18 protein-coding genes are annotated in these 23,446 nt (G+C 67.5%); 7 read left to right on the forward strand and 11 right to left on the reverse strand.

Going from position 1 to position 23,446, the window contains the following annotated elements:
• Positions 1-30: 30 nt before the first annotated feature.
• The 4 genes from ACO6D5_RS05255 to phoB are packed head-to-tail and all read right to left on the reverse strand — an operon-like array spanning position 31 to position 4,201.
• A complete protein-coding gene (locus ACO6D5_RS05255) occupies positions 31-1,431 on the reverse strand; it encodes a heavy metal sensor histidine kinase (protein WP_315846344.1) in 1,401 nt (466 codons plus the stop codon).
• Positions 1,428-2,126 (reverse strand): heavy metal response regulator transcription factor, encoded by a 699-nt coding sequence (locus ACO6D5_RS05260; RefSeq protein WP_485824779.1) that lies wholly within the window; start codon positions 2,124-2,126, stop codon positions 1,428-1,430. The genes ACO6D5_RS05255 and ACO6D5_RS05260 overlap by 4 nt, the downstream gene beginning before the upstream one ends.
• Positions 2,127-2,182: 56 nt before the next feature.
• The gene (phoR, locus tag ACO6D5_RS05265) at positions 2,183-3,490 is read right to left on the reverse strand and encodes a phosphate regulon sensor histidine kinase PhoR (RefSeq protein ID WP_485824780.1); all 1,308 of its coding nucleotides are present in this window, start codon (positions 3,488-3,490) and stop codon (positions 2,183-2,185) included.
• A gap of 12 nt (positions 3,491-3,502) precedes the next feature.
• Positions 3,503-4,201 carry a phosphate regulon transcriptional regulator PhoB gene (gene phoB, locus ACO6D5_RS05270; RefSeq protein ID WP_006227196.1) on the reverse strand — a complete coding sequence of 233 codons (699 nt, stop codon included), beginning with the start codon at positions 4,199-4,201 and terminating at the stop codon, positions 3,503-3,505.
• Between the two features lie 162 nt (positions 4,202-4,363).
• Between phoB and ubiE the strand changes: the two genes are divergently transcribed.
• From ubiE to ACO6D5_RS05300, 6 genes are all read left to right on the forward strand, one after another.
• Entirely contained in the window at positions 4,364-5,140 is a 777-nt protein-coding gene (gene ubiE, locus ACO6D5_RS05275) for a bifunctional demethylmenaquinone methyltransferase/2-methoxy-6-polyprenyl-1,4-benzoquinol methylase UbiE (RefSeq protein WP_315846341.1), read from the forward strand.
• Positions 5,141-5,318: 178 nt separating this feature from the next.
• Positions 5,319-6,329 carry a Tim44 domain-containing protein gene (locus ACO6D5_RS05280; RefSeq protein WP_485824781.1) on the forward strand — a complete coding sequence of 337 codons (1,011 nt, stop codon included), beginning with the start codon at positions 5,319-5,321 and terminating at the stop codon, positions 6,327-6,329.
• Between the two features lie 186 nt (positions 6,330-6,515).
• Positions 6,516-7,154 carry a ubiquinone biosynthesis accessory factor UbiJ gene (locus tag ACO6D5_RS05285; RefSeq protein WP_485824782.1) on the forward strand — a complete coding sequence of 213 codons (639 nt, stop codon included), beginning with the start codon at positions 6,516-6,518 and terminating at the stop codon, positions 7,152-7,154.
• 3 nt (positions 7,155-7,157) lie between these two features.
• Positions 7,158-8,711: a ubiquinone biosynthesis regulatory protein kinase UbiB gene (gene ubiB / locus ACO6D5_RS05290; protein WP_315846427.1), complete on the forward strand. Its 1,554-nt coding sequence runs from the start codon at positions 7,158-7,160 to the stop codon at positions 8,709-8,711.
• Between the two features lie 180 nt (positions 8,712-8,891).
• Positions 8,892-9,770: a ferritin-like domain-containing protein gene (locus ACO6D5_RS05295; protein WP_315846426.1), complete on the forward strand. Its 879-nt coding sequence runs from the start codon at positions 8,892-8,894 to the stop codon at positions 9,768-9,770.
• Positions 9,771-9,858: 88 nt separating this feature from the next.
• On the forward strand, positions 9,859-10,347 hold the full coding sequence (locus ACO6D5_RS05300; RefSeq protein WP_315139681.1) for an adenylyltransferase/cytidyltransferase family protein: 489 nt from the start codon (positions 9,859-9,861) through the stop codon (positions 10,345-10,347).
• A 66-nt stretch (positions 10,348-10,413) separates the two neighbouring features.
• Here the strand turns inward: ACO6D5_RS05300 and ACO6D5_RS05305 are convergent, their stop codons facing one another.
• The 6 genes from ACO6D5_RS05305 to ACO6D5_RS05330 form a co-directional block, all read right to left on the reverse strand.
• On the reverse strand, positions 10,414-11,745 hold the full coding sequence (locus tag ACO6D5_RS05305; protein ID WP_485824783.1) for a TolC family outer membrane protein: 1,332 nt from the start codon (positions 11,743-11,745) through the stop codon (positions 10,414-10,416).
• A 79-nt stretch (positions 11,746-11,824) separates the two neighbouring features.
• Positions 11,825-12,505, reverse strand: a complete 681-nt coding sequence (locus ACO6D5_RS05310) for a protein-L-isoaspartate O-methyltransferase family protein (protein ID WP_006227981.1) — start codon at positions 12,503-12,505, stop codon at positions 11,825-11,827.
• A 240-nt stretch (positions 12,506-12,745) separates the two neighbouring features.
• The gene (gene thiD / locus ACO6D5_RS05315; RefSeq protein WP_315846424.1) at positions 12,746-13,588 is read right to left on the reverse strand and encodes a bifunctional hydroxymethylpyrimidine kinase/phosphomethylpyrimidine kinase; all 843 of its coding nucleotides are present in this window, start codon (positions 13,586-13,588) and stop codon (positions 12,746-12,748) included.
• On the reverse strand, positions 13,585-14,394 hold the full coding sequence (locus tag ACO6D5_RS05320; RefSeq protein WP_315846423.1) for a thiazole synthase: 810 nt from the start codon (positions 14,392-14,394) through the stop codon (positions 13,585-13,587). The genes thiD and ACO6D5_RS05320 overlap by 4 nt, the downstream gene beginning before the upstream one ends.
• 156 nt (positions 14,395-14,550) lie before the next feature.
• The gene (locus tag ACO6D5_RS05325; RefSeq protein ID WP_485824784.1) at positions 14,551-15,462 is read right to left on the reverse strand and encodes a cobalamin-binding protein; all 912 of its coding nucleotides are present in this window, start codon (positions 15,460-15,462) and stop codon (positions 14,551-14,553) included.
• 52 nt (positions 15,463-15,514) lie between these two features.
• On the reverse strand, positions 15,515-17,560 hold the full coding sequence (locus tag ACO6D5_RS05330) for a TonB-dependent receptor (RefSeq protein ID WP_485824785.1): 2,046 nt from the start codon (positions 17,558-17,560) through the stop codon (positions 15,515-15,517).
• A gap of 456 nt (positions 17,561-18,016) precedes the next feature.
• Here ACO6D5_RS05330 and metH point away from each other — a divergent pair, with 456 nt between their 5' ends.
• Positions 18,017-21,790 carry a methionine synthase gene (metH, locus tag ACO6D5_RS05335; protein ID WP_485824786.1) on the forward strand — a complete coding sequence of 1,258 codons (3,774 nt, stop codon included), beginning with the start codon at positions 18,017-18,019 and terminating at the stop codon, positions 21,788-21,790.
• 78 nt (positions 21,791-21,868) lie between these two features.
• Here metH and iaaH read toward each other — a convergent pair whose 3' ends face one another.
• The gene (gene iaaH, locus ACO6D5_RS05340; protein ID WP_485824787.1) at positions 21,869-23,359 is read right to left on the reverse strand and encodes an indoleacetamide hydrolase; all 1,491 of its coding nucleotides are present in this window, start codon (positions 23,357-23,359) and stop codon (positions 21,869-21,871) included.
• Between the last annotated feature and the right edge of the window lie 87 nt (positions 23,360-23,446).

The raw sequence follows: 23,446 nt of genomic DNA on the forward strand, positions 1-23,446 counted from the left end.
AGCCGGGGTGACCCGATTCTGTCGTCCGGATTACGGTTTTGTAATGTTCCCGGATGCGGCCGGCGACACGGGCCCGCGCAACGTGATGCCCACCACCGTGCCGCGCCCGTCGGACACGGCGTCCACGTCGCCGCCATGCATGCGGGCGATGGCGCGCACGATGGCCAGGCCCAGGCCGTGGCCCTCGCTGCGCGGCGCGCGCGTCTGGCCCGACCGGAAGAAGCGGTCGAAAATGCGGGGCAGGTCGGCCGCCGGGATGGGCGGGCCGGGGTTCTGCACTTCCACCCGCGCGCCCGACGGCGACGCCGAGCAGCGCAGCACGATGTCGTGCCCCGCGGGCGTGGCCTTGATGGCGTTGGAGATCAGGTTGGCCAGGGCGCGGCGCACCAGGCCGGAATTGGCGGCCACCGTGGCATCGCCCTCGCAGCGCAGGCGCACGCCGTGTTCTTCCAGCGTGGCTTCGTAGTATTCCGCCACGCGCCGGGCTTCGGCGGCGAGCGACACCGGGGCCAGGTCGGCGGCCTGTTCGCCGCGGTCCGCGCGCGCCAGGAACAGCATGTCGTTGACCAGCTTCTTCAGGTCTTCAAGCTCTTCCAGGTTGGATTCCAGGGCGTCGCGCAGTTCGGCGGCATCCCGCGGCGACGACAGCATGACCTGGGCGCCGTTGATCAGCGTGGCAAGCGGCGTGCGCAGCTCGTGCGCGACGTCGGCGTTGAATCCTTCCATCTGCTGGTAGGCCGCCTGCAGGCGATCCAGCGTGCGATTGAACGAACGCACCAGTTCATGCAGCTCGCGGTCGGTGTCTTCCAGCGGCAGGCGCCGCGCCAGGTTGTCGGGCTGGATGCGCGCGGCCTGTTCCGACAGTCGGCGCGTGGGCGCCATGCTGCGGCGCACGGCCCAGGCGGCCAGCACCACCGTCGCGCCCACCCAAAGCGCGCAGATCAGCACCAGCGCCGTGCCGTAGGCATACAGGAACTGCGAACTGGTGCGCGTGCTGACGGCCACGGTCAGTTGCGCGCCCGGCAGGATGCGGTCGTTCATGGCGACCCGCAGGCCGCGCATGCGGCCGCCGTCGGCCGCCTGCAGCACGACCTGGTGTCCGCCCACGGTGTCCAGCGTTTCCGGGGCGGGGCCGCCATAGACCGCCTTGCCCTGGGCGTCCACGATCCAGATGCCCAATTGGCCCTGGCCCGCGCGCATCTCGTCGAACGTGGCGGCCAGGTCCTGCAGGCCGCTGGCGCTGTTCTGCATGTCGATCAGGTGGTCGATCAGTTCAAGCTTGCCGTTGACCTCGGTGATCTCCTGGCGCTCGACTTCGCGCTTGAGCGCCCAGAAGAGAGTGGCGCCGGCCAGGCTGGAAACCAGCAGCGCGATGGCGCCCAGCAGCAAGGTCAGCCGCGCCTGCATCGAACGCACGCGCGGCGGCTTCATTCGGGGCGGGGGCCGGGTTGCGATTCGGGGCGCGACTCCAGCACGTAGCCCATGCCGCGCACGGTGTGCAGCAGCTTGGCGTCGAACGGGTCGTCCAGCTTGCTGCGCAGGCGGCGCACCGCGACGTCGATGACGTTGGTGTCGCTGTCGAAGTTCATGTCCCAGACCTGTTCGGCCAGCGTGGTGCGCGACAGCACCTGGCCCTGGCGGCGCAGCAGCAGCGCCAGCAGGCTGAATTCCTTGGCGGTCAGGTCCAGCCGGCGGCCGCCGCGCTGGGCGCGCCGGCGCGCCAGGTCCAGTTCCAGGTCGGCCAGGCGCAAGAGGGTGGGCTCCTGCGTGCGTCCGCGGCGCAGCAGCGCCTGCACGCGCGCCAGCAATTCCGAAAACGCGAAAGGCTTGACCAGGTAGTCGTCGGCGCCGCCTTCCAGGCCGCGCACGCGGTCTTCCACCGCGTCGCGCGCAGTCAGCATCAGGATGGGGGTGTCTTTCTGCGCGCGGACGGACGCCAGGATGCCGAAGCCATCGACGCCCGGCAGCATCACGTCCAGCACGATCAGGTCGTATTCACCTTCCAGCGCCAGATGCAGGCCGTCCACGCCGTCGCGGGCAAGGTCCACGACATGGCTTTGTTCCGACAGTCCCTTCTTCAGGTAGTCGGCCAGTTTGGGTTCGTCTTCGATGACCAGGATGCGCATGGCCCGGAATTTACCATCCGCGCCGGACGGCGCGGAGGGTTCCAACGTGGCAACGTTTACGCGGGCTCGTCGATGGCGATGCGCTCTGCGGGGAAGCGCAGCGCGAAGACGCTGCCCTTGCCCGGTTCGCTGGTGATGAGCAGTTCGGCGTCGTGGCGCATGGCGATGTGCTTGGTGATCGCCAGGCCCAGGCCCGTGCCGCCTACGGCGCGCGAGCGGCCGCGGTCCACGCGGTAGAAGCGTTCGGTCAGGCGTGGCAGGTGGCGTGCGGGAATGCCGATGCCCGTGTCCTGCACGCTGTAGCGCGCGCCGCCGTCGGCTTCGCGTTCCCAGCGCACGGTGATCGTGCCGCCGTCGGGCGTGTAGCGCACGGCGTTGGTCAGCAGGTTCGACAGCGCGGAGGTCAGCTCGGTTTCGGCGCCCAGCACGTCCAGCGTGTCGTCGATGTGCCACTCCAGAACATGGCGTCCGCCCGACAGCGCTTCGATCTGCTGGCGCGCCTTCTGCAGCAGCGCGCCCATATTGATGGCGCGCGGGTCGCTGCCCGGCGACGATTCCAGCGTGGACAAGGTCAGCAGGTCTTCCACGATGGCCTGCATGCGCTGGGCCTGCTCGTGCATCATGTCGATGTACTGCGCGCGCTGCTCTTCCGGCAGCGCGTCGGCCGGCATGTCGCGCAACGTTTCCAGAAACCCGGCCAGCACGGTCAACGGCGTGCGCAGTTCGTGCGACACGTTGGCTACGAAGTCGCGGCGCGTGGTTTCCAGGCGTTCGATCTGGGTGACGTCGCGGGTGATGAGCAGGCGCTGATTGCTGGCGTAGGCCGTCAGCTGCATCATCATCAGGCGTTCCTGGCCGTGCTGGCCCAGGCGCACCAGGATCGGCTCGGGCCAGGCGGGCCGGTGCGCGTATTCCACGAACTCCGGCGCGCGCAGCAGGTTCAACAGGTTATGGCCGCGGTCGGCCGGCAGGCGCAGGCCCAGGTGCTGGCGCGCCATGCGGTTGCACCAGTCGATCTGGAAGTCCGCGTTCAGGGTGACCGCGCCGTCCGGCAAGGCCTGGGCGGCGGCCAGCATGCCTTGCATGGTGTCGCGGGTTTCGGCCAGTTCGCGGGCACGGGCGCGGGTATAGCGGTAGAGGGGGGCGAGGATGTCGTCCCAGGGCCCGACGGAGGCGGGGGGAGAGGTGTCCGGGTGGTTGGCCCATTGGGAGACCAGCGTCAGCCTCCAGCTGCGCCAAAGCAGCATGGCGGTCAGCGCGGCCGAAAACACTATCCAGCCCAACGGGTCTCCTATGAGCCATTGCGCCAGCAGCGAAATCACCGCCCACAGGGCGACCAGGAAAAGTGTGCGCAGCCAGATCATCGTGCGGGAGTTTTACCGCGTCGGGAGCTGTGCCGTAAACCGGTAGCCGCTGCCGCGCACCGTTTCCACGTGCGCGTCGTGGCCGCTGGGTTCCAGGGCCTTGCGCAGGCGGCGGATATGGACGTCCACGGTGCGTTCTTCGACGAACACGTGGTCGCCCCAGACCTGGTCCAGCAGTTGCGAACGCGAGAAGACGCGCTCGGGGTGGGTCATGAAGAAGTGCAGCAGGCGGAATTCGGTGGGGCCGATCTGCAGCGACTGGCTGTTGCCGGACAGGCGATGCGTCACCGGATCCAGCTTCAGGCCGCCCACGTCGATCACGTCGTCGGTCAGCTGGGGGGCACGGCGGCGCAGCACCGCCTTGATGCGGGCCATCAGCTCTTTGGGCGAGAACGGCTTGGTGATGTAGTCGTCGGCGCCGGCCTCCAGGCCGTCCACCTTGTCCTGCTCGGAACCCTTGGCGGTCAGCATGATGACCGGCACGGCGCGGGTGCGCTCGTCGTTGCGCAGCTTGCGCGCCATGGCCAGGCCAGACGTGCCGGGCAGCATCCAATCCAGCAGGATCAGATCGGGGAGTTCGGCGCGGATCAAGGTCTGGGCCTGGTCGGCGTCGAAGGCGCGCAACACTTTGTGCCCCGCGAAAGACAGGTTGACGGCGATCAGTTCCTGGATTGCGGGTTCGTCTTCGACAACGAGGATAGTGCTGGACATGGCGAATTTGGCACACTTCGGAGCGCCGGCGCGGCGCGAACATTGCGATAGTATGGCCGCAATATTTCAGGTATGTGACCGCAGGGTGCTGCCGGGGCAGGTTCACTGGCCGCCGCCCGGTGCCCGATAGGCTACCATTGAACGATATATCGGGAATTCACCATGCAAAACCCCTCCGAATCGCAACATTCCGCGGATTCCAATTCGCAATCCACGCATTTCGGCTTCCAAACGGTGCCGGAAGGCGAAAAAGCCCGCAAAGTCGCTGAAGTCTTTCACTCGGTGGCCCAGCGCTACGACGTCATGAACGATTTCATGTCGGCCGGCCTGCACCGCGTCTGGAAAGCCTTCACCATCGGCCGCGCGGCCATCCGCCCCGGCATGAAGGTGCTGGACATCGCCGGCGGCACGGGCGACCTGGCAAAGGCTTTTGCCAAGCGAGCCGGCCCCACGGGCGAAGTCTGGCTGACCGACATCAACGATTCCATGCTGCGTGTCGGGCGCGACCGCCTGACCGACGCGGGCCTGCTTGTGCCCACCGCCGTTTGCGACGCCGAGCGCCTGCCGTTCCCCACGGGGTATTTCGACCGCGTGAGCGTGGCCTTCGGCCTGCGCAACATGACCCACAAGGACCGCGCGCTGGCCGAAATGGCCCGCGTGCTCAAGCCGGGCGGCAAGCTGCTGGTGCTGGAGTTCTCGCGCGTGGCCAAGCCCTTGGCGCCGGCCTATGACTGGTATTCGTTCAATGTGCTGCCCTGGCTGGGCAAGAAAGTCGCCAAGGACGAAGCCAGCTACCGTTACCTGGCGGAATCCATCCGCATGCATCCGGACCAGGAAACCCTGGCCGACATGCTGCGCACCGCCGGCCTGGACCGGGTGCAGTACTTCAACCTGACCGCCGGTATCGCCGCGCTGCACGAGGGCGTGCGCCTGGGCTGAATCGGGCCCGTCCATAGGATGTTTCGCCACCCCACGGGGAACTTGTGGGCTGGCGTCTTGTCCGTTATTCTTACGTCATTCAGATTACTGTAAGAAAAGTCGCGACTATGGTCCCGCTGTCCGTGGGACTCCCCGCTGCTCGGGGCAGCGGGGGCGCGAGTACGAGGGAGCAAACTCTATGAACAAATTCTGTTTTTCGCGGTTTGTCGCCGCGGCGCTCATCGCCATCTCCGGCGCGGCGTTGGTGACGGCGTCCTTTGACGCCGAAGCCCGTCGTGCAGGCGGCGGCAGCAGCGTCGGCCGTCAATCCTCCAATGTGACCCAGCAACGCCAGGCCACGACGCCTCCGGCTGCAGCGAACAACACGGCAGGCGCCACCGCGGCGCCGGCAGCCGCGGGTGCGGCCACGGCCGGCGCCGCGGGCGCCGCCGCCAAGAGCGGCGCGTCGCGCTGGCTCGGCCCCATCGCCGGCATCGCCGCCGGCCTGGGTATCGCTGCCCTGCTGTCCAGCATGGGCCTGTCGGGCGCGTTCGCCGAATTCCTCGGCTCTGCGCTGCTGATCGCCGCGGTCGTGTTCGCCGTCATGTTCATCATCCGCCGCCTGCGTGGCGCCGCGCCGCGCACCGCGACGCAAGGTGCCTTCAACGGCGCCAACAACGCGCCGGGCCAGCAACAGCAGCCCATGTGGCGTGAAGCGCTGAAGCCGGCTGCCGCCGCGCCGGCCGCTGCTGCCGCACCCGTGGCCGCTGCGCCCGTGGCTCCGCCGGCCGTGCTGCCCAAGGCCGGTGAAGACAACAACTGGTTCGTGCCGGGCGATTTCGATACGCCGAACTTCCTGAAGCAGGCCAAGGAGCAGTTCGTCCGCATCCAGGCCGTGTGGGACAGCGGCAGCACCGATGGCCTGCGCGACTTCCTGACCGACGACCTGATCACCGAGCTCAAGCCGCAACTGGCCGAGCGCGGCGCCGCGCCCAACAAGACCGAAGTGGTCCTGCTGAACGCCGAGATGCTGGGTATCGAAACCGTGTCCGACGGCCACCTGGCCAGCGTGCGCTTCTCCGGCATGCTGCGCGAAGCCCCGGGCGCCGAGGCCTTCCGCTTCGAAGAAGTCTGGAACCTGTTCAAGCCTGCCAATGGCGGCTGGCTGCTGGCCGGCATCCAGCAGATCCCGGTGGATCTCGCCAGCTAAGGCTGGCCGGCCGGGTCCGATTCCCGCCTCCGTTGCGGATGCCGCAAGGCATCTGCTTGAACCGGCCCTCCAAGGGCCGGTTTTTCCATGTTCTTTCCGCAAAACACGCACCCATCTAACCCGTTACACTCCCGATTTAGCCATTAACTTCGGCAACCCCCGCCACCGGGGCCGTTGCAGACCGTCATGCTGCCTTTTTCGTTCCTGCCGACTCCCTCGCGACTGGCTGTCAGCGCGCTCAACGCTTTGTTGCGGCGCGAGGACTGGGCGCGCGAGCGCCTGGCGCGCCACGCCGGCAAAACCGTGCGTTTCGCGCTGGGAGGCTTCACGCTAGGCCTGACGATCGACAGCGAGGGCCTGGCGGCCCAGGCCGACCCGGCCGTGGTGCCCGACGTGACCCTGACCGTCGCCCCGGAAAAGCTGCCCCTGCCGCGCCTGGGCACAGACCGCGAGGCGCCCGATTTCGCCGAAGCGACGCACATTTCGGGCGACGCGGCGCTGGCGCAAGTGGTGGCGGACCTGTCCAAGCAACTGCGCTGGGACCCGGAAGACGCCCTGGCCCGCGTGGTAGGCGATATCGCCGCGCTGCGCATCGTGGGCGGTGCCCGGGCTGCGACTGATGGCGCGCGGACGGCCGGCCGTCGCCTGGCCGAGAACGTGTCCGAATACCTGGCGGAAGAAAGCGGCGTGCTGGCCGGCCGCCCGGCGCTTGAGCAATGGCGCCTGGACCTGGCCGAACTGAACGCCCGCGCCGATGCGCTGGCGCGTTCGGCCACCGCCCTGCAAACCCGTCTGGCAGCCGCCAGCGCAAAGCGGGGCGCCTGATCCATGTTTCCCCTGCTGCGCCTGTTCCGCATCATCCTGGTTTCGCTGCGCTATGGTCTGGACGAGCTGGTGCTCTCCAGCCTGAACCATCCGCTGGCGACCTGCCTGCTGCGCGTCATCCGCCTGGGCACCCGGCCGCGCCAGCCGCGCGGGCAGCGCCTGCGCCTGGCCCTGGAATCGCTGGGTCCCATTTTCGTGAAGTTCGGGCAGGTGCTGTCCACCCGCCGCGACCTGATCCCCGCCGACATCGCCAACGAACTGGCGCTGCTGCAAGACCGGGTGCCGCCGTTCCCGTCCGCGCAAGCCGCCGCCTGCATCGAAGCCGCGCTGGGCGCGCCGCCCGAGAAGCTGTTCGCGCAGTTCGAGGTGGACCCGGTGGCCTCGGCCTCGATCGCCCAGGTGCACTTCGCCGTGCTGCACGATGGCCGCGAGGTCGCCGTGAAGGTGCTGCGCCCGGGCATGCTGAGCATCATCGAAAAAGACCTGTCGCTGTTGAAGATCGTGGCGCGCATCATCGAGCGCCTGGGCGCCGACGGGCGCCGCCTGAAGCCGCGCGAAGTCGTGGCCGAATTCGACAAGTATCTGCACGACGAGCTGGACCTGGTGCGCGAAGCCTCCAACTGCAGCCAGCTGCGCCGCAATTTCGGCCCGGAGTCGGGCCGCGGCGACATGCTGATCGTGCCCGAGGTCATCTGGGAATACACGGCCTCCACGGTGTTCACCATGCAGCGCATGTACGGCATGCCGGTGGGCCAGGTCGAGCGCATGCGCGAAGCGGGCATCGACATCCCGACGCTGGCGCGCACGGGCGTGGAGATCTTCTTCACGCAGGTGTTCACCGACGGCTTCTTCCACGCCGACATGCATCCGGGCAACATCTACGTGTCGGACCGCCCCGACACGCTGGGCAGCTATATCGCGCTGGACTTCGGCATCGTGGGTTCGCTGTCCGAGTTCGACAAGAACTACCTGGCGCAGAATTTCCTGGCCTTCTTCCACCGCGATTACCGGCGCGTGGCGCAACTGCACATCGAGTCGGGCTGGGTGCCTGCCGACACGCGCGAAGAAGAGCTGGAGGGCGCCGTGCGCGCCGTGTGCGAACCGTACTTTGACCGGCCGTTGTCCGAGATCTCGCTGGGGCAGGTGCTGCTCCGCCTGTTCCAGACGTCGCGCCGTTTCAATGTGGAGATCCAGCCGCAGCTGGTGCTGCTGCAAAAGACGTTGCTGAACGTCGAGGGATTGGGCCGCCAGCTCGATCCCAACCTGGATCTCTGGAAGACCGCCAAGCCCTATCTGGAACGCTGGATGCGTCAGCGCGTCGGATTCAAGGGGTTGCGTCAAAGCCTGGAAAAAGAAGCCGCGCAGTGGTCTCAGATGCTGCCCGCCTTACCCAGGCTGGTCCATGACCACCTGAGCCGCCCGAACGTCTCGCCCGCACTGCTGGCCGAGATGGTTCACCTGCGGCGCGCCCAGGAACAAAACAACCGGCTGGTTGCAGCGCTGGTTGGGGTGCTGGCTCTTGCGATCGGGGTCGCAATATGGGCCTTGACCCGGTAGGCGGCGCGATGATCTAGACGAACCCTGTCATGTTTCATTCATGAAACGGTCATCATAGCTTCGCGGGAGACGGCGAAAAATAGCGCTGCGGTGGATGAATGCAGCGTCACGCCGAAAAGACGCGCGCGCCATTCATTAATTTTTATCGCCCCACAAGCGGGACGAATACAAGGGCAGACCATGCTTTATCCTGAACTCTTCAAGACCATGGAAGCCGTGCGCTGGAACATGGCCCACGACATCCCCTGGGGGGATTTCGATCGCAGCAAGCTTTCCGACGAGCAAGCCCAGACGATCAAGATGAACGCCATCACCGAATGGGCGGCCCTGCCGGCAACGGAAATGTTCCTGCGCGACAACCGCGGCGACAGCGACTTCTGCGCGTTCATGTCGGTGTGGTTCTTCGAAGAGCAGAAGCATTCGCTGGTGCTGATCGAATACCTGCGCCGTTTCTGCCCGGACCTGGTGCCGACCGAAGAAGAGCTGCACAACGTGCGCTTCGAATTCGATGCCGCGCCCGAGCTTGAAACCCTGATGCTGCACTTCTGCGGCGAAATCCGTCTGAACCACTGGTACCGCCGCGCCGCCGAATGGCATACGGAACCGGTCATCAAGGCCATCTACAAGACCGTCGCGCAAGACGAAGCGCGCCATGCCGGCGCCTATCTGCAGTACATGCGCCGCGCGTTGCATGACCGCGGCCAGGACACGAGTGAGCAGGCTCGCCTGGCGTTCTCGAAGATCGGCGTGCTGATGGCCTCGGCCGGCCGCACCCAGCAGGCGCTGCACCCGACCAACCTGCACGTCAACAAGGACCTGTTCCCCAACGATACGGTGCAGTCGCGCCTGCCGGAGCCGGGCTGGCTGGAGCACTGGCTGGACACGCAGATCCGCTTTGACGGCATCTGGGAACAGAAGGTCGCCACGCGCATCCTGCACATCCTGTCCAAGCTGATGGACCGCAGCTTCGAAACGGTGAAGGACCTGAACCGCTACCGCAAGGAAATGACGGCGCTGGTGGTGCCCAAGGAAAAGAAGATCGTCCTGGCCGGCGCCTGATCGCCGGCCTTGCGGGGCGGCCCTGGCGCCGCCCCGAAGCCGCTTTCGGGCGGCGGATGGACGGCAGGAGGGCGGATATAATCGCCGCATGTCCGCCGCCCGTTTCGAATCCAAAGTCCTGTCCCGCGACGAATGCGTCGCCGCCGTCGCTGCTGGCCGCCTGCCGCGGCCGCTGGTGTTCACCAACGGCGTCTTCGACATCCTGCACCGCGGGCATGCGACCTATCTGGACCAGGCCGCCCAACTGGGCGCGACGCTGGTCGTGGCGGTGAACACCGATGAATCGGTGCGCCGCCTGGGCAAAGGGGCGGAGCGCCCGCTGAACCGCATGGAAGACCGCGCCGCGCTGCTGGCCGCGCTGGGCTTCGTGACCGTGGTCACGTCCTTCCACGAAGACACGCCCGAGGCCCTGATCGGCGAGCTCAAGCCTGACCTGATCGTCAAGGGCGGCGATTACGACATGGAAAAGTTGCCCGAAACCGCGCTCGTCAAGACGTGGGGCGGCCGGGCGGTGGCGATCCCCTTCGAATTCGAGCGCTCGACCACGGCGTTGGTGAAGAAAATCCAGGGCGCCTGATCCGGCGTGCGGGAAAAGAGAAAGCGGCCTTGCAGGCCGCTTTTTTTGTTCACGCGGGCGGATCGATCAGCGCGCGTCGCGCAACAGCCGGTTGATGGCTTCCAGGTCGGTCTCGGCCAGGATGCCGCTGACGGCTTTCAGCCGCAGGCCCGAGAGCACCGTGCTGTAGCGCGCCAGCGCCAGGTCGCGCTGGGTGGCATAGAGCTGCTGCTGGGCGTTGAGCACGTCCAGGTTGATGCGCACGCCCACTTCGTAGCCCGTGCGGTTGGCCTCCACCGCGGCGCGGCTGGACTTTTCACCGGCCTCCAGCGCCTGGATGCGGGCCAGGCCGCTGGTGACGCCGGTGTAGTACTGGCGCGCGGCCTGGACGGCCTGGCGGCGAGCGGTCTCGAAGTCGTAGCGGGCCTTCTGCTCCAGCTGCACCTTCTCGGTCACTTGCGACGACACGCCGCCACCCGCGTACAGCGGAATGGACAGGACCACGCCGATCGTGTTGTCGATCGGCTTGCCGGGCGCGGCGTTGCGCATGACCGCGTCGCTGGCGCTGCCGCTGGTGGCGCGCAGGTTCAGGCTGGGATAGTGGCCGCTCTTGGCGATCTGGATCTCGCGGCCGGCGATGCGGGTCAGGAGCTGCGCGCGCAGCACCTCCAGGCTGGACGCTTCGGCCTGCGTGCTCCAGTCGTTCACGCGGGCGGGCTGCGGCGCGGGCAGCTGCACGCCGTAAGGCAGTTCGGCCAGGGCGCCGGGCGGCGTGCCGATGATCTTGGCCAGCTCGTCGCGGCGCACGTCCAGGTCGTTCTGCAAGCGCAGTTCCTGCGCCACCACCAGGTCGTAGCGCGCCTGCGCTTCGTAGGTGTCGGTGACCGTGGCGTTGCCCAGTTCGAAATTGCGCTTGGCGGACTCCAGCTGTCCGGCCACGGCGGCCTTTTCGGCTTCGGTGGCGGTCAGCGTGTCCTGCGCGTACAGCACGTTGAAATAGGCGTCGGCCACGCGCAGCAGCAGGTCTTGATAGGCCTGCTGAAGCTGGACTTCGACGTCGGCCACGATCAGCTTGGATTGTTCGTAGTTCTGCCAGCGGCCCCAGTCGAACAGGGGCTGGGTCAGCGCCAGGTCCCAGACGCCGCGTCCGCCGCTGTAAGACACGCCCAGGCCGCGGGTGCTGCGCGTTTCCTGGTAGGCGCCGCCGGCTTCGGCGGAAATCAGGGGCAGCAGCAGCGAACGGGCCTGCGGCTCTTTTTCGAGGCCGGCGCGGTAGTTGGCGCGCGCGGCGGCGTAGGTCGGGTCATTGCCCAGGGCCGATTGCCAGACCTGGATCAGGTTCTGCGCGAACGCGGGCGACGGGCCGACGCTTGCGGCAGAGGTAAAAACCAGTAAAGCCGTAAGCAATCGGACGCGCATGATTTTCAACGATACGCCGGGACGCCCTGACAGGCGCGCGCCCCGTCAGGGGGCGGGCGCAGGGCGGCAAGGTGGGGGGTTAGAACTTGAACTGGGACACCGTGGCGCCGCGCAGCGGCTTGATGACGGTTTCGAACAGGTTCACCGTTTCGAAGCTGGCGGCCGTGGTGCGGGTGATGCGACAGGCCGTCATGACCGGGGCCTGGCCCACGACCACGACGAGGCGGCCGCCCACGCGCAGCTGGTACTTCAGCGCGTCCGGCACGACCGGCACGGAACCCGTCACCAGGATGGCGTCGTATTCCGTGGAGCCCCAGCCGTTGCGGGCGTCGCCGGTTTCGACCTTGACGTTGGTGACGTTGTTCATCTGCAGGTTCTGCTGCGCGAAGGTCACCAGGCGGCTGTCAATTTCAACGGAGGTGACCTGTTGGGCCAGATAGCCCAGCAGCGCGGCCTGGTAGCCGGAGCCGGTGCCGATTTCCAGCACGCAGTCGGACTTGGTCAGCTGCAGCTCTTGCGCCAGGCGGGCTTCGACCTTGGGGGCGAGCATCGTCTGGCGGGTATTCACCGCGTTGATTTCCAGCGGCAGTTCCAGGTCGGAAAACGCCAGGGCGCGCAGGGCCGGCGGAACGAATTGTTCGCGGCGCACATCGAACAGCGCTTGCAGCACATTGGCGTCCAGGACGTCCCAAGGGCGGATCTGCTGTTCCACCATATTGAAGCGGGCTTGTTCTACGTCGGGCAGGGTCGAAGCGTTCATGACGGTCAGGAAAAAACAGAGGAATCAGCCGGCCATTGTACCGATTCGTAGCGTCCTGTGACGGCGTGCCCCGCCGGCAGATGTTTCAGCCGGGAATCCGGGCCCGCCTCGGGGTCGCTGCAGGGCCGTGGCGATGCGCTCGCCAGGCCATCGCGGCCCCGCCGCCGGGTCACCAAACGGCAGCGGCGCTCCGGAGAGCGCCGCTGGGGCAACCGCAAGGCCGCAGCCGTTAGCGGGCGCTCACCACCAGGCGTGGAAGTGGTGCACCGGGCCGTGGCCCGAGCCGACCGACAGGCGTTCGGCGTGGCGGATGGCTTCGGTCAGGTAGGCCTTGGCGCGCCGCGCGGCCTCAGGTACGTCCCCGGTTTGCGGCAACAGCGCGGCCAGCGCCGCCGACAGCGTGCAGCCGGTGCCGTGGGTGTTGACGGTCTCGATGCGGTGGCCGGGCAGCTCGATCATGCGGTCGCCGTCGTGCAGCAGGTCAATGGTCTCGTTGCCGGGCAGGTGGCCGCCCTTGACCAGCACCCAGCGTTCGCCCGAATGCGCCAGCTTGTTGCGCAGGCGCTCGGCCACGCGGCGCATTTCCTTGACGGTCTCGACAGGCCGCTCTTCCAGCAGCACGCCGGCCTCGGGCAGGTTGGGCGTGAGAAGAGTGGCCTGGGGCAGCATGGCTTCGCGCATGGCGCCCACCGCTTCCTTTTCCAGCAGCAGGTCGCCGCTCTTGGCGACCATGACCGGGTCCAGCACCACGTGGGCAGGCGCCCACTTGGCCAGCTTTTCGGCCACGACTTCGATCACCGGGCGCTGGCCCAGCATGCCGATCTTGACGGCGTCGATGCGCACGTCGGTGAACAGCGTGTCGATCTGCAGGCCCACGAAGGCGGGCGGCACGGGCGAGATGCCGGTGACCCCCTGGGTGTTCTGGGCGGTAAGCGCCGCGATGATGGCGCAGCCGTACGCGCCCAGCGCGCTCATGGCCTTGACGTCGGCCAGGATGCCGGCGCCGCCGGAAGGGTCGACGCCAGCGATGGTCAGTGCGTTGGGGATGGGGCGGCTCTTGCCGTCCGATTGGGGGGAGCTCATTTCGCCGCGCCCGGGCCGCCGGTGATCAGCCCTTCGGTGGGCGAGCTGGGCGCGCCGCTGTACAGCTTCTTGGGCATGCGGCCGGCCAGGAAGGCCTCGCGGCCGGCTTCCACGCCCTTCTTCATGGCGCTGGCCATCAGGATCGGGTCGCGCGCGGCGGCGATGGCGGTGTTCATCAGGACGGCGTCGCAGCCCAGTTCCATGGCGATGGCGGCGTCCGACGCGGTGCCCACGCCGGCGTCCACCACGACCGGCACGCGGGCCTGGTCGATGATCAGGCGCAGGTTCCACGGGTTCAGGATGCCCATGCCCGAGCCGATCAGGGAGGCCAGCGGCATGACGGCCACCGCGCCCATGTCTTCCAGCATGCGGCACTGGATGGGATCGTCGGTGCAATAGACCATGACCTTGAAGCCTTCGTCGACCAGCGTCTTGGTGGCCTTGAGCGTTTCGGGCATGTTGGGGAACAGCGTGTGCGGGTCGCCCAGCACTTCCAGCTTGACGAGGTCATGGCCGTCCAGCAGCTCGCGCGCCAGGCGCAGCGTGCGGACCGCGTCGTCGGCGCTGTAGCAGCCGGCGGTGTTGGGCAGCAGCGTGAATTTCGACGGCGGGACGTAGTCCAGCAGGTTCGGTTCGCCGGCGTTCTGGCCGATGTTGGTGCGGCGGATGGCGACCGTGACGATTTCGGTGCCGCTGGCGTCCAGCGCGGCGCGGGTCTCTTCGAAGTCCTTGTACTTGCCGGTGCCGACGAGCAGGCGCGACGAGTAGGCGCGTCCGGCGATGGTGAGGGTGTCTTGTGTGGTCATGGCGGTGTTCAAAGGGCGGGGGCGCAAGCGCTGCGCCCGCAGGAGGCTGACTGATTCTTGCTAAGCGAATGATAAAGCACGGCGTGGCGCGGCAGGCGTGTCCATTGAAATGCCGCGTTCCACTATTTGCAGATCATGGTGAACGGGGCGGACGGCTCAGCGCAACCGGTCCAGGTCGGCGCAGATGGCCTCGGCGGCGTCGACCAGGCGCGGGCCCGGGCGGTACAGGGCATCGGCGTCGATGCCATAGACATGCCCCGCGCGGGCGGCGGGCAACCCCAGTGCCTGCCAGGCGGCCAGGTTCCTGGCGGTGTCCTCGGGGCGACCGACCCCGGCCAGCACGGCTTCGGGGCGCGCCGCCAGCACGTTTTCCAGCGTGACCTGCGGGGCGACGACGGGCGCCTGCCCGAAGACGTTGACGCCGCCGCACAGGCGCAGCGCGTCACTGACGATGCTGCTGTCGTTGAGCGTGTAGATGGGGTCCAGGCCGGCCTGCACGAAGACGCGCACGGGGCGGCGGCCGGCGTAGCGCGCCGTCAGGGCGGCCAGGCGGGCGCGCAGCTGCTGGGCGGCGGGCCGCGCCTGCGCCTCGGTGCCGAACAGGGCGCCCATGCGTTCCACGGCGTCGGGGATGGCGGCAAGCGTCAGCGGGTCGCTGTAGAAGACGGGCACGCCCAGCTTGTCCATGACCCGCGCCAGCGGTTCGGCCGCGGCAGGTTGCCAGGCGATCAGCAGGTCGGGGCGCACGGCGGCCACGCGTTCGGCATCGGGCTGGGTGCCGTCGCCGATGACGGGCAGTTGCCGGGCGGCGGGGGGATAGTCGCTGCCGCGGATGGTCGCGATGAGGCGGTCTCCCGCGCCGGCGGCATAGACGAGTTCGGTGGCGTGCGGCGCCAGGGTGACGGCGCGGCGCGCGGGCTCGGCCAGCAAGACCGTGCGGCCTTTGTCGTCCTGGACCTGGATAGGAGGGGCGGAGTCGCCGGCAGCCGCCGGCGGATGGGCCAGCATCGCGCCCAGGGCCAGGAACAGCCCGGGAGCGATGCGTGGGAAGGCGCGTGCGAAGGTCATGCAGGGGCCGATAAGGTCAGCGGAGTACGCCGACTATATCGGATGTCCGCCATCAGTAGCGCAGCGTGAGCGACGCGTAGAAATTGCGGCCCGGCGCCGGGTACAGGTTGTAGTTGGCGACGGGGCCCAGCATTTCGAACGAGGCATTGCCGCCGCGGATGCCGTAGGTGGCGTACTGGCGGTCGAAGATATTGTTCACGCCGATGGCGCCTTCGATGTTGCGCGTGAACTTGTAGGCCAGCTTCGTGTTGAACAGCACGTAGGCGTCCAATTCCTTGTCGAACTGGTTGGCCTGGTCGTTGTCCATGCGCGACTTGCCGACATATTGCGCCGACACGTTCCACAGGAAGGCGTCGGTGGGGCGCCAGGTCACGCCGGCGTTGGCCAGCCACTTCGGAGCCAGCGGCACGGTCTTGCCGGCCAGGTCCACGCCGGCGTAGGTGCCGGAGCGGAATTGCGCTTCCATCCAGGTCAGGTTGGCATCCAGCGTCACGCTGCTGGAAACGGCGGTGCGGCCTTCCAGTTCGATGCCTTGGCGGCGGGTCGGGTCCAGGTTGGTGTTGGCGCCGGTGCCCGGGCCCCACATGCCGTCGGCCAGCGGGTTGTACTGGATTTCGTTGGTCAGGTCATAGCGGAAGTACGACAGGCGGGCGCTGCTCGAGGCGCCTTGCCACGTCACGCCGATTTCCTTGTCGGTGGACGTCTGCGGGGCCAGCGGGTTCTGCACCGACAGCAGTTCGTCGGCGTTGGGCAGGCGGAAGCTGCGGCCGACCTTGCCGTACACGCCAAAGCCCGAAGGCAGATCCTGGCGCACGCCCAGCTGCCAGGCGGTCAGGTGGTTGCTGCGGTCGGAAGCCGTGCCCGAACCGCTCAGCACGTCCAGATCGTCGGAGGCGTACTGGCGGCGCACGCCGGCCGTCACGTAGGTGGTGTCGGTGGCGCGGATCTGGCCTTCGGCGAAGAGACCGTACTGGTGCTGGCGCGACTGCCACTTCGACGGCTCGAAGTCGTAGTACGCGTTCTGGTCGGCAGTGGTCTTGGATTCTTGCGCGTCGGCGCCGAAGACCAGGCTGTGGCCGCCCTCGATGGGCAGGCGATAGCGCACGCTGGCGATGTTCTCTTCCAGCTTCTGATCGCGCAGGGTGTCGCCGAAGCCGTCGTACGACAGGCCGTTGAGCTTCTTCTCGCGGGTAGACAGGTCGGCGTACAGCATGCCGACGCCGATCGCCTGTTCGACTTGCAGGCCGAAGGTGGTGGTCGTGGTCTTGACGAAGTCGACGTCGTTCTTCGCGCCGCGCGGGTCGTCCTGGAACTCGTTCACGCCGGTCGACGGGCTGATCAGGCGCGGGCCGGGCAGTTCCAGCTTTTGCGTGGTGGTGCGGCCGTACAGGCGGATCGAGCCGTTGTCATGGCGCAGGGTGATGCCGCCGCCGCCGCCTTCGCGGCGTTCGCCGCTGTGGTCGCGGTAGCCGTCGGTGTGCAGCGACTGCAGATAGGCGTCGACGCCGACCTTCTCGTTGTTCATCGCCACGGCGGCGTCGTACTGGCGCAGGCCGTAGCTGCCGAAGGTGGCGGTGGCGCGGGCGGTCACAGGTTCCTTCGAGAAATCGGACTTGGTGATGATGTTGACCACGCCGCCCGTCGTGCCGCCGCCGTATTGCACCGAGCCGCTGCCGCGCACGATTTCCACGCGTTCGACCTGGTCCAGCGGCACCACGCCCAGGCCCGGGGCCGACAGGTCGTTGGTGTTCTGCTTGACGCCGTCGATCATGATCAGCGTGTTGCTGGCGCCGGTGATGCCGAAGCCGCGCAGGTCGACGATGGCGTTGTCGCTGGAGCTGCTGGTGTTGATCAGGTGGATGCCGGCCTGGGTCGACAGCAGGTCCTGCATGGTGCGGGCGCTGCTGGCGGCGATGTCTTCGGCGGTGATGACCGAAATGGACACCGGCAGCGTGCGGCCGTCCGTCGGCACGCGCTGGGCGGTGACGGTGATCGTGTCGAGTTCGGGGGTGGCGGAGGTGGTTTGCTGGGCGGCGGCGATGGCCGGAGCGGAGCAGAGCAGGGCGCCGGCGTAACGCCGGATGGAGCGGGCTTTCATCTACGTAACCTCGATGCGACCCGCGACCCCGCAGGTCATTCACGATGGGGAGGATGCCCACGCCGCAGCGGTCCGGTCGGACCCGGCGGCAATGCGTGGACTTCCTGGCGAGCGAACAGGCCGGTATCGGGCTGCCATGGGCGCAGACAAGCGCGCATGGGGACCGTTGCGGGGGCAGCACAGGCTGGATGGCGGGGGCGTGCCGCGCGGCCTCGTGGGCGGCGCGGCGGCCCGGGGGGCCGTCTTCCTGTTTCCCGTTTACCTTTCGCGCGCGGCTGGCAAGTGTTGCGTTCTTGCAAGCCCGATGCGCCGAAAGCACCGGTTCGGGGCCGAAACTGTATCACCGGAGGGCGCGAGGGGGCCCGTTTTGTTACGATCAGGGCTTGTTTTTCCAGTGGTTTTGGCGTTTTAGCCACATCTTCGCCACTGAAGCCAACCCTATTGCCGGACCTGCCCGTGTCGTATCCCCGCCTGCCGTACCCGCCCGAAGCCTATACCCAAGGCGGCGAATTCGCCCGCCTGCTGGGCAAGCGCATCCTGATCCTGGACGGGGCCATGGGCACCATGATCCAGCGCTACAAGCTGGGCGAGGCGGACTTCCGCGGCCAGCGTTTCGCCGACCACGGCAAGGACGTCAAGGGCAACAACGAGTTGTTGTCGCTGGTGCGGCCCGACGTGATCTCCGAGATCCACCGGCAGTACCTGGAAGCCGGCGCCGACGTCATCGAGACCAACACCTTCGGCGCCACCACGATCGCGCAGGGCGACTATGACCTGCCGGAACTCGCCTACGAGCTGAACCTGGTGTCGGCGAAGCTGGCCCGTGAGGCCTGTGACGCATTCAGCACGCCGGACAAGCCGCGCTTCGTGGCCGGCGCCCTGGGCCCGCAGCCCAAGACGGCATCGATCTCGCCCGACGTGAACGACCCGGGCGCCCGCAACGTCACGTTCGACGAATTGCGCGTCGCCTATATCGAACAGCTGAACGGCCTGTTGGACGGCGGCATCGACATCGTCCTGATCGAAACCATCTTCGACACGCTGAACGCCAAGGCGGCCATCTTCGCCACCGAAGAAGTGTTCGAGGCGCGCGGCATCCGCCTGCCCGTGATGATCTCGGGCACGGTGACCGACGCGTCCGGCCGCATCCTGTCGGGCCAGACCGTCGAAGCCTTCTGGAACTCGGTGCGGCACGCGCGCCCGGTCACCATCGGCCTGAACTGCGCGCTGGGCGCGGCGCTGATGCGCCCCTACGTGGCAGAGCTCTCCAAGATCTGCGACACCTACGTCTGCGTGTACCCCAACGCCGGCCTGCCCAACCCGATGGCCGAGACGGGCTTTGACGAAACGCCGGCCGATACCTCTGCATTGCTTGAGGAATTCGCCCGCGCCGGGCTGGTGAACATGTCGGGCGGCTGTTGCGGCACCACGCCGGACCACATCCGCGCCATCGCGGACAAGGTCACCGCGCTGACGCCTCGCGTCGTGCCGGACATTCCGGTCAAGACCCGGCTGTCGGGCCTGGAGCCGCTGAACATCGACGAAGACACGCTCTACGTCAACGTGGGCGAACGCACCAACGTGACGGGCAGCAAGATGTTCGCCCGCCTGATCCGCGAGGAAAAGTACGACGAGGCGCTGGCCGTGGCCCGCCAGCAGGTCGAAAACGGCGCGCAGATCATAGACATCAACATGGACGAGGCCATGCTGGATTCGGTGGCCTGTATGCACCGCTTCCTGAACCTGATCGCCTCCGAGCCCGACATCGCCCGCGTGCCGGTCATGATCGACAGCTCGAAGTGGGAGGTCATCGAGACCGGCCTGAAGTGCGTGCAGGGCAAGCCGGTGGTGAACTCCATTTCGATGAAGGAAGGGATCGAGCCGTTCCGTCATCACGCGCGCCTGTGCCGCCGCTACGGCGCCGCCGTGGTCGTCATGGCCTTCGACGAACTGGGCCAGGCCGATACGCTTGAGCGCCGCAAGGAAATCTGCGGCCGCGCCTACAAGATCCTGGTCGAGGAAGAAGGCTTCCCGCCGGAAGACATCATTTTCGATCCGAACGTCTTCGCGGTCGCCACCGGCATCGACGAGCACAATCATTACGCGGTGGACTTCATCGAAGGCACCCGCTGGATCCGCGACAACCTGCCCCACGCCCGCATCTCGGGCGGCGTGTCCAACGTCAGCTTCTCGTTCCGCGGCAACGAGCCGATGCGCGAGGCCATCCATACCGTGTTCCTGTACTACGCGGTCAAGGAAGGCATGACGATGGGCATCGTCAACGCCGGTCAGTTGGGCGTGTACGCGGACCTGGATCCCAAGCTGCGCGATCTGGTCGAAGACGTGGTGCTGGACCGCCCCAATCCGGTGGGCAAGACGGACCCCGACGACGAGCGCACGCCGACCGAACGCCTGGTGCAGTTTGCCGACAGCGTGAAGGGTTCCGGCGCCAAGCGCGAGGAAGACCTGACATGGCGCAAGGCGGAGGTCGAGCAGCGCCTGTCGCACGCGCTGGTGCATGGCATCACCACCTTCATCGTGGAAGACACGGAAGAAGTGCGCCAGAAGATCTTCGCCCGCGGCGGCCGCCCGATCGAAGTGATCGAAGGCCCGCTGATGGACGGCATGAACGTCGTCGGCGACCTGTTCGGCGAAGGCAAGATGTTCCTGCCCCAGGTGGTGAAATCCGCCCGCGTCATGAAGCAGGCCGTGGCCCACCTGATCCCCTACATCGAAGAGGAAAAGCGCCAGATCGCTGCTGCCGGCGGCGATGTGCGCGCCAAGGGCAAGATCGTCATCGCGACCGTCAAGGGCGACGTGCACGACATCGGCAAGAACATCGTGTCGGTCGTCCTGCAATGCAACAACTTCGAAGTCGTGAACATGGGCGTGATGGTGCCCTGCGCGCAGATCCTGGAAAAGGCCAAGGAAGAAAACGCCGACATCGTCGGCCTGTCCGGCCTGATCACGCCGAGCCTGGAAGAGATGGCGTACGTGGCCAGCGAAATGCAGCGCGACGAGTACTTCCGCAGCCGCAAGCTGCCGTTGATGATCGGCGGCGCCACCACCAGCCGCGTGCACACCGCCGTCAAGATCGCGCCCAACTACGAAGGCCCGGTCATCTACGTGCCGGACGCCAGCCGTTCCGTGGGCGTCGCGACCAACCTGATGTCGGACCAATCGGAAGCGTACCTGGCCGAACTGGCCCAGGAATACGAGGAAGTGCGCCGCCGCCACGCCAACCGCAAGGCCACGCCGATCCTGCCGCTGGCGGACGCCCGCGCCTCGCGTCCGGCGATCGACTGGGACAACTACATGCCGCCGCGTCCGAAGTTCATCGGCCGCCGCACGTTCAAGAGCTATGACCTGGCCGAGATCGTGAAGTACGTGGATTGGGGCCCGTTCTTCCAGACCTGGAGCCTGTTCGGCCCGTTCCCGGCGATCCTGGACGACAAGGTGGTGGGCGAACAGGCGCGCAAGGTCTACGCCGACGGCCTGGCCATGATGAAGCGCATCGTCGAAGGCCGCTGGCTGACCGCCAACGGCGTGGTCGGCTTCTACCCGGCCAACCGCGTCAACGACGAAGACATCGAGATCTACAAGGACGAGACGCGCAGCGAAGTGCTGTTCACGTATCGCAACCTGCGTCAGCAGGGCGCCAAGCGCGAAGGCGTCAGCAACAAGTCGCTGGCCGACTTCATTGCGCCCAAGTCGTCGGGCAAGCTGGACTATATCGGCATGTTCGCCGTCACGGCGGGCATCGGCATCGAGAAGAAGGAAGCCGAATTCGAGCGCGCGCTGGACGACTATTCCAGCATCATGCTGAAGTCGCTGGCCGACCGCCTGGCCGAAGGTTTCGCGGAATGCCTGCACGCCCGCGTGCGGCAGGACTTGTGGGGCTACGCGCCCGACGAGGCCCTGTCCAACGAGGACATGATCGCCGAGAAGTACGTGGGCATCCGCCCCGCGCCCGGCTATCCGGCCTGCCCGGAACACGTGGTGAAGACCGACATGTTCCGCGTGCTGGACGGCGGCGACATCGGCATGATGCTGACCGACAGCTACGCCATGTTCCCGGCCTCCAGCGTGTCGGGCTTCTACTTCAGCCACCCGGAGTCGCAATACTTCAACGTGGGCGTGATCGGCGAGGACCAGCTGGAAGACTATGCCAAGCGCAGCGGCCGGACCATCGAAGACCTGAAGCGGACGCTGGCCCCGAACCTGGGGTGACGCGCCCGCCTCGCGCGGCATGAAAAAACCGGCCGGGGCGGCCGGTTTTTTTTCGTCCCCCGCCAAGCGGGGCCGGGCTTAGCGCGCCGGCGGCGCGATACGTCCCAGCACACCTTCGATCATCACGCCGATCGCCAGCACCTTGCGGTCCTCGCCAGGCAACCCGTCGATCTCCAGCCCCACCGGCAGGCCTTCCGGCGACACGCCCGCCGGCACGCTCAGCCCGGGCAGGCCGGCGTTGCTGCCGGGGTCGACGTTGCGGGCCAGGCGGCTGAAGCTCTCGAAGCTGCTGGCCTCGGGCGTGGCGGCCATCGGCAGGATCGGCACCGTGGGAAACAGCAGGCCGTCCAGGCGGTGTTCCCGGAAGGCGCGGCGGTAGACGTCGATCAGTTCGTCGCGCTGGACGGCGATGACGCGTTCGTACAGCGGCTGCAGCGCCAGGACCTGGCCATCGGGCGTGGGCAGCACCCCGGGCACGATCAGGCCGTCAAAAATGGCTTTGACGTCGGGGCTGGATATCTGCGCCACCACCTCGTCGAAGCTCACGCCCGTGCCGTAGCGCTGCAGGTACGCGGTCAGGTCGGGCTTTTGCTCGTACAGGCATAACGGCATGCCGACCGCGGCGTTGGCGGCGGGCAGGTCGGGCATGTCCATGTCCACCAGCTGCACGCCGGCCTCTCGCAGCTTGGCCAGCGCGGCCTCCATGACGCTGCGCACGGAGGGTTCCAGGTCCGCCCAGAAATAGCGGGCCAACCCCAGGCGCACGCCCGCGGGCGGCAGGGGGGCCAGCGCTTGCGCGTCGCCCGCCAGCACGGCGTCCAGCAGCACGATGTCTTCCATGCTGTTGGCGATCGGCCCGGGCGTATCCCGGGTGTGCGAGATGGGCGTGATGCCCGCGCCGTCGTACCGGCCGACCGAAGGCCTGAAGCCCGCGGCGCCGTTGACCGCGGCCGGCAGGCGCACGGAAGCGCCGGTGTCGGTGCCCAGGGCGGCGGGCGTCAGGCGCGCACCCACCGCCGCGCCGCTGCCGGACGACGAGCCGCCGGCGATGCGGGTGCTGTCATAGGCGTTGCGCGTGCCCTCGCCCTGCGCGCCGGGAAAAGCGGTGTTGTAGCCGGAGACTCCGAAGGCCAGTTCGTGCATGTTTGTCTTGCCCACGATGACGGCACCGGCGGCGCGCAGGCGCTGCACCACGGGCGCGTCCTCGGCGGGCCGGAAGTGCTTCAAGGCCGGGGTGCCGGCCGTGTTGGGCAGGCCGGCCACGTGGATGTTGTCCTTGATGGCGATGGGCACGCCGCCCAGCGGCCCGACCTGACTGCTTGGGCGCTGCCCGGCGTCGTAGGCACGGGCTTGCGCCAGCGCGCCCTCCCGGTCGACGGTGATGAAGGCGTTGAGCACGCCATGGGCGTCGATGCGGTCCAGGCAGGCTTGGGTCAGCGCCACGCTGGTGAGTCGGCCGTCGCGGATCCGGGCGGCGGCTTCGGTGACGGTCAGGGCCGTCAGGGCGTCCTCGCCGGCGGGGTGCGGCTGGGGCTTGGCGGACAATGTCTGTTGGGACGTCTCTGGCATGGCGCTTTCTCACCTGTACGGATGAATGCTATCGGACCGCCATCTATACAGGGTTCCTGCCGCCACTGTCGAGCCCGGCCATCGCCT

The sequence above is a fragment of the Achromobacter sp. genome, from assembly GCF_057314935.1.

Coding starts and splice junctions, on each gene's coding strand:
- ACO6D5_RS05295 (WP_315846426.1), top strand. CDS start 8,892: ATGCTTTATCCTGAACTCTTCAAGACCATGGAAGCCGTGCGCTGGAAC.
- ACO6D5_RS05320 (WP_315846423.1), bottom strand. CDS start 14,394: ATGACCACACAAGACACCCTCACCATCGCCGGACGCGCCTACTCGTCG.
- ACO6D5_RS05305 (WP_485824783.1), bottom strand. CDS start 11,745: ATGCGCGTCCGATTGCTTACGGCTTTACTGGTTTTTACCTCTGCCGCA.
- ubiE (WP_315846341.1), top strand. CDS start 4,364: ATGCAAAACCCCTCCGAATCGCAACATTCCGCGGATTCCAATTCGCAA.
- phoB (WP_006227196.1), bottom strand. CDS start 4,201: ATGTCCAGCACTATCCTCGTTGTCGAAGACGAACCCGCAATCCAGGAA.
- thiD (WP_315846424.1), bottom strand. CDS start 13,588: ATGAGCTCCCCCCAATCGGACGGCAAGAGCCGCCCCATCCCCAACGCA.
- ACO6D5_RS05260 (WP_485824779.1), bottom strand. CDS start 2,126: ATGCGCATCCTGGTCATCGAAGACGAACCCAAACTGGCCGACTACCTG.
- ACO6D5_RS05255 (WP_315846344.1), bottom strand. CDS start 1,431: ATGAAGCCGCCGCGCGTGCGTTCGATGCAGGCGCGGCTGACCTTGCTG.
- ACO6D5_RS05330 (WP_485824785.1), bottom strand. CDS start 17,560: ATGAAAGCCCGCTCCATCCGGCGTTACGCCGGCGCCCTGCTCTGCTCC.
- ACO6D5_RS05300 (WP_315139681.1), top strand. CDS start 9,859: ATGTCCGCCGCCCGTTTCGAATCCAAAGTCCTGTCCCGCGACGAATGC.
- ACO6D5_RS05285 (WP_485824782.1), top strand. CDS start 6,516: ATGCTGCCTTTTTCGTTCCTGCCGACTCCCTCGCGACTGGCTGTCAGC.
- ubiB (WP_315846427.1), top strand. CDS start 7,158: ATGTTTCCCCTGCTGCGCCTGTTCCGCATCATCCTGGTTTCGCTGCGC.
- ACO6D5_RS05280 (WP_485824781.1), top strand. CDS start 5,319: ATGAACAAATTCTGTTTTTCGCGGTTTGTCGCCGCGGCGCTCATCGCC.
- ACO6D5_RS05325 (WP_485824784.1), bottom strand. CDS start 15,462: ATGACCTTCGCACGCGCCTTCCCACGCATCGCTCCCGGGCTGTTCCTG.
- iaaH (WP_485824787.1), bottom strand. CDS start 23,359: ATGCCAGAGACGTCCCAACAGACATTGTCCGCCAAGCCCCAGCCGCAC.
- phoR (WP_485824780.1), bottom strand. CDS start 3,490: ATGATCTGGCTGCGCACACTTTTCCTGGTCGCCCTGTGGGCGGTGATT.
- ACO6D5_RS05310 (WP_006227981.1), bottom strand. CDS start 12,505: ATGAACGCTTCGACCCTGCCCGACGTAGAACAAGCCCGCTTCAATATG.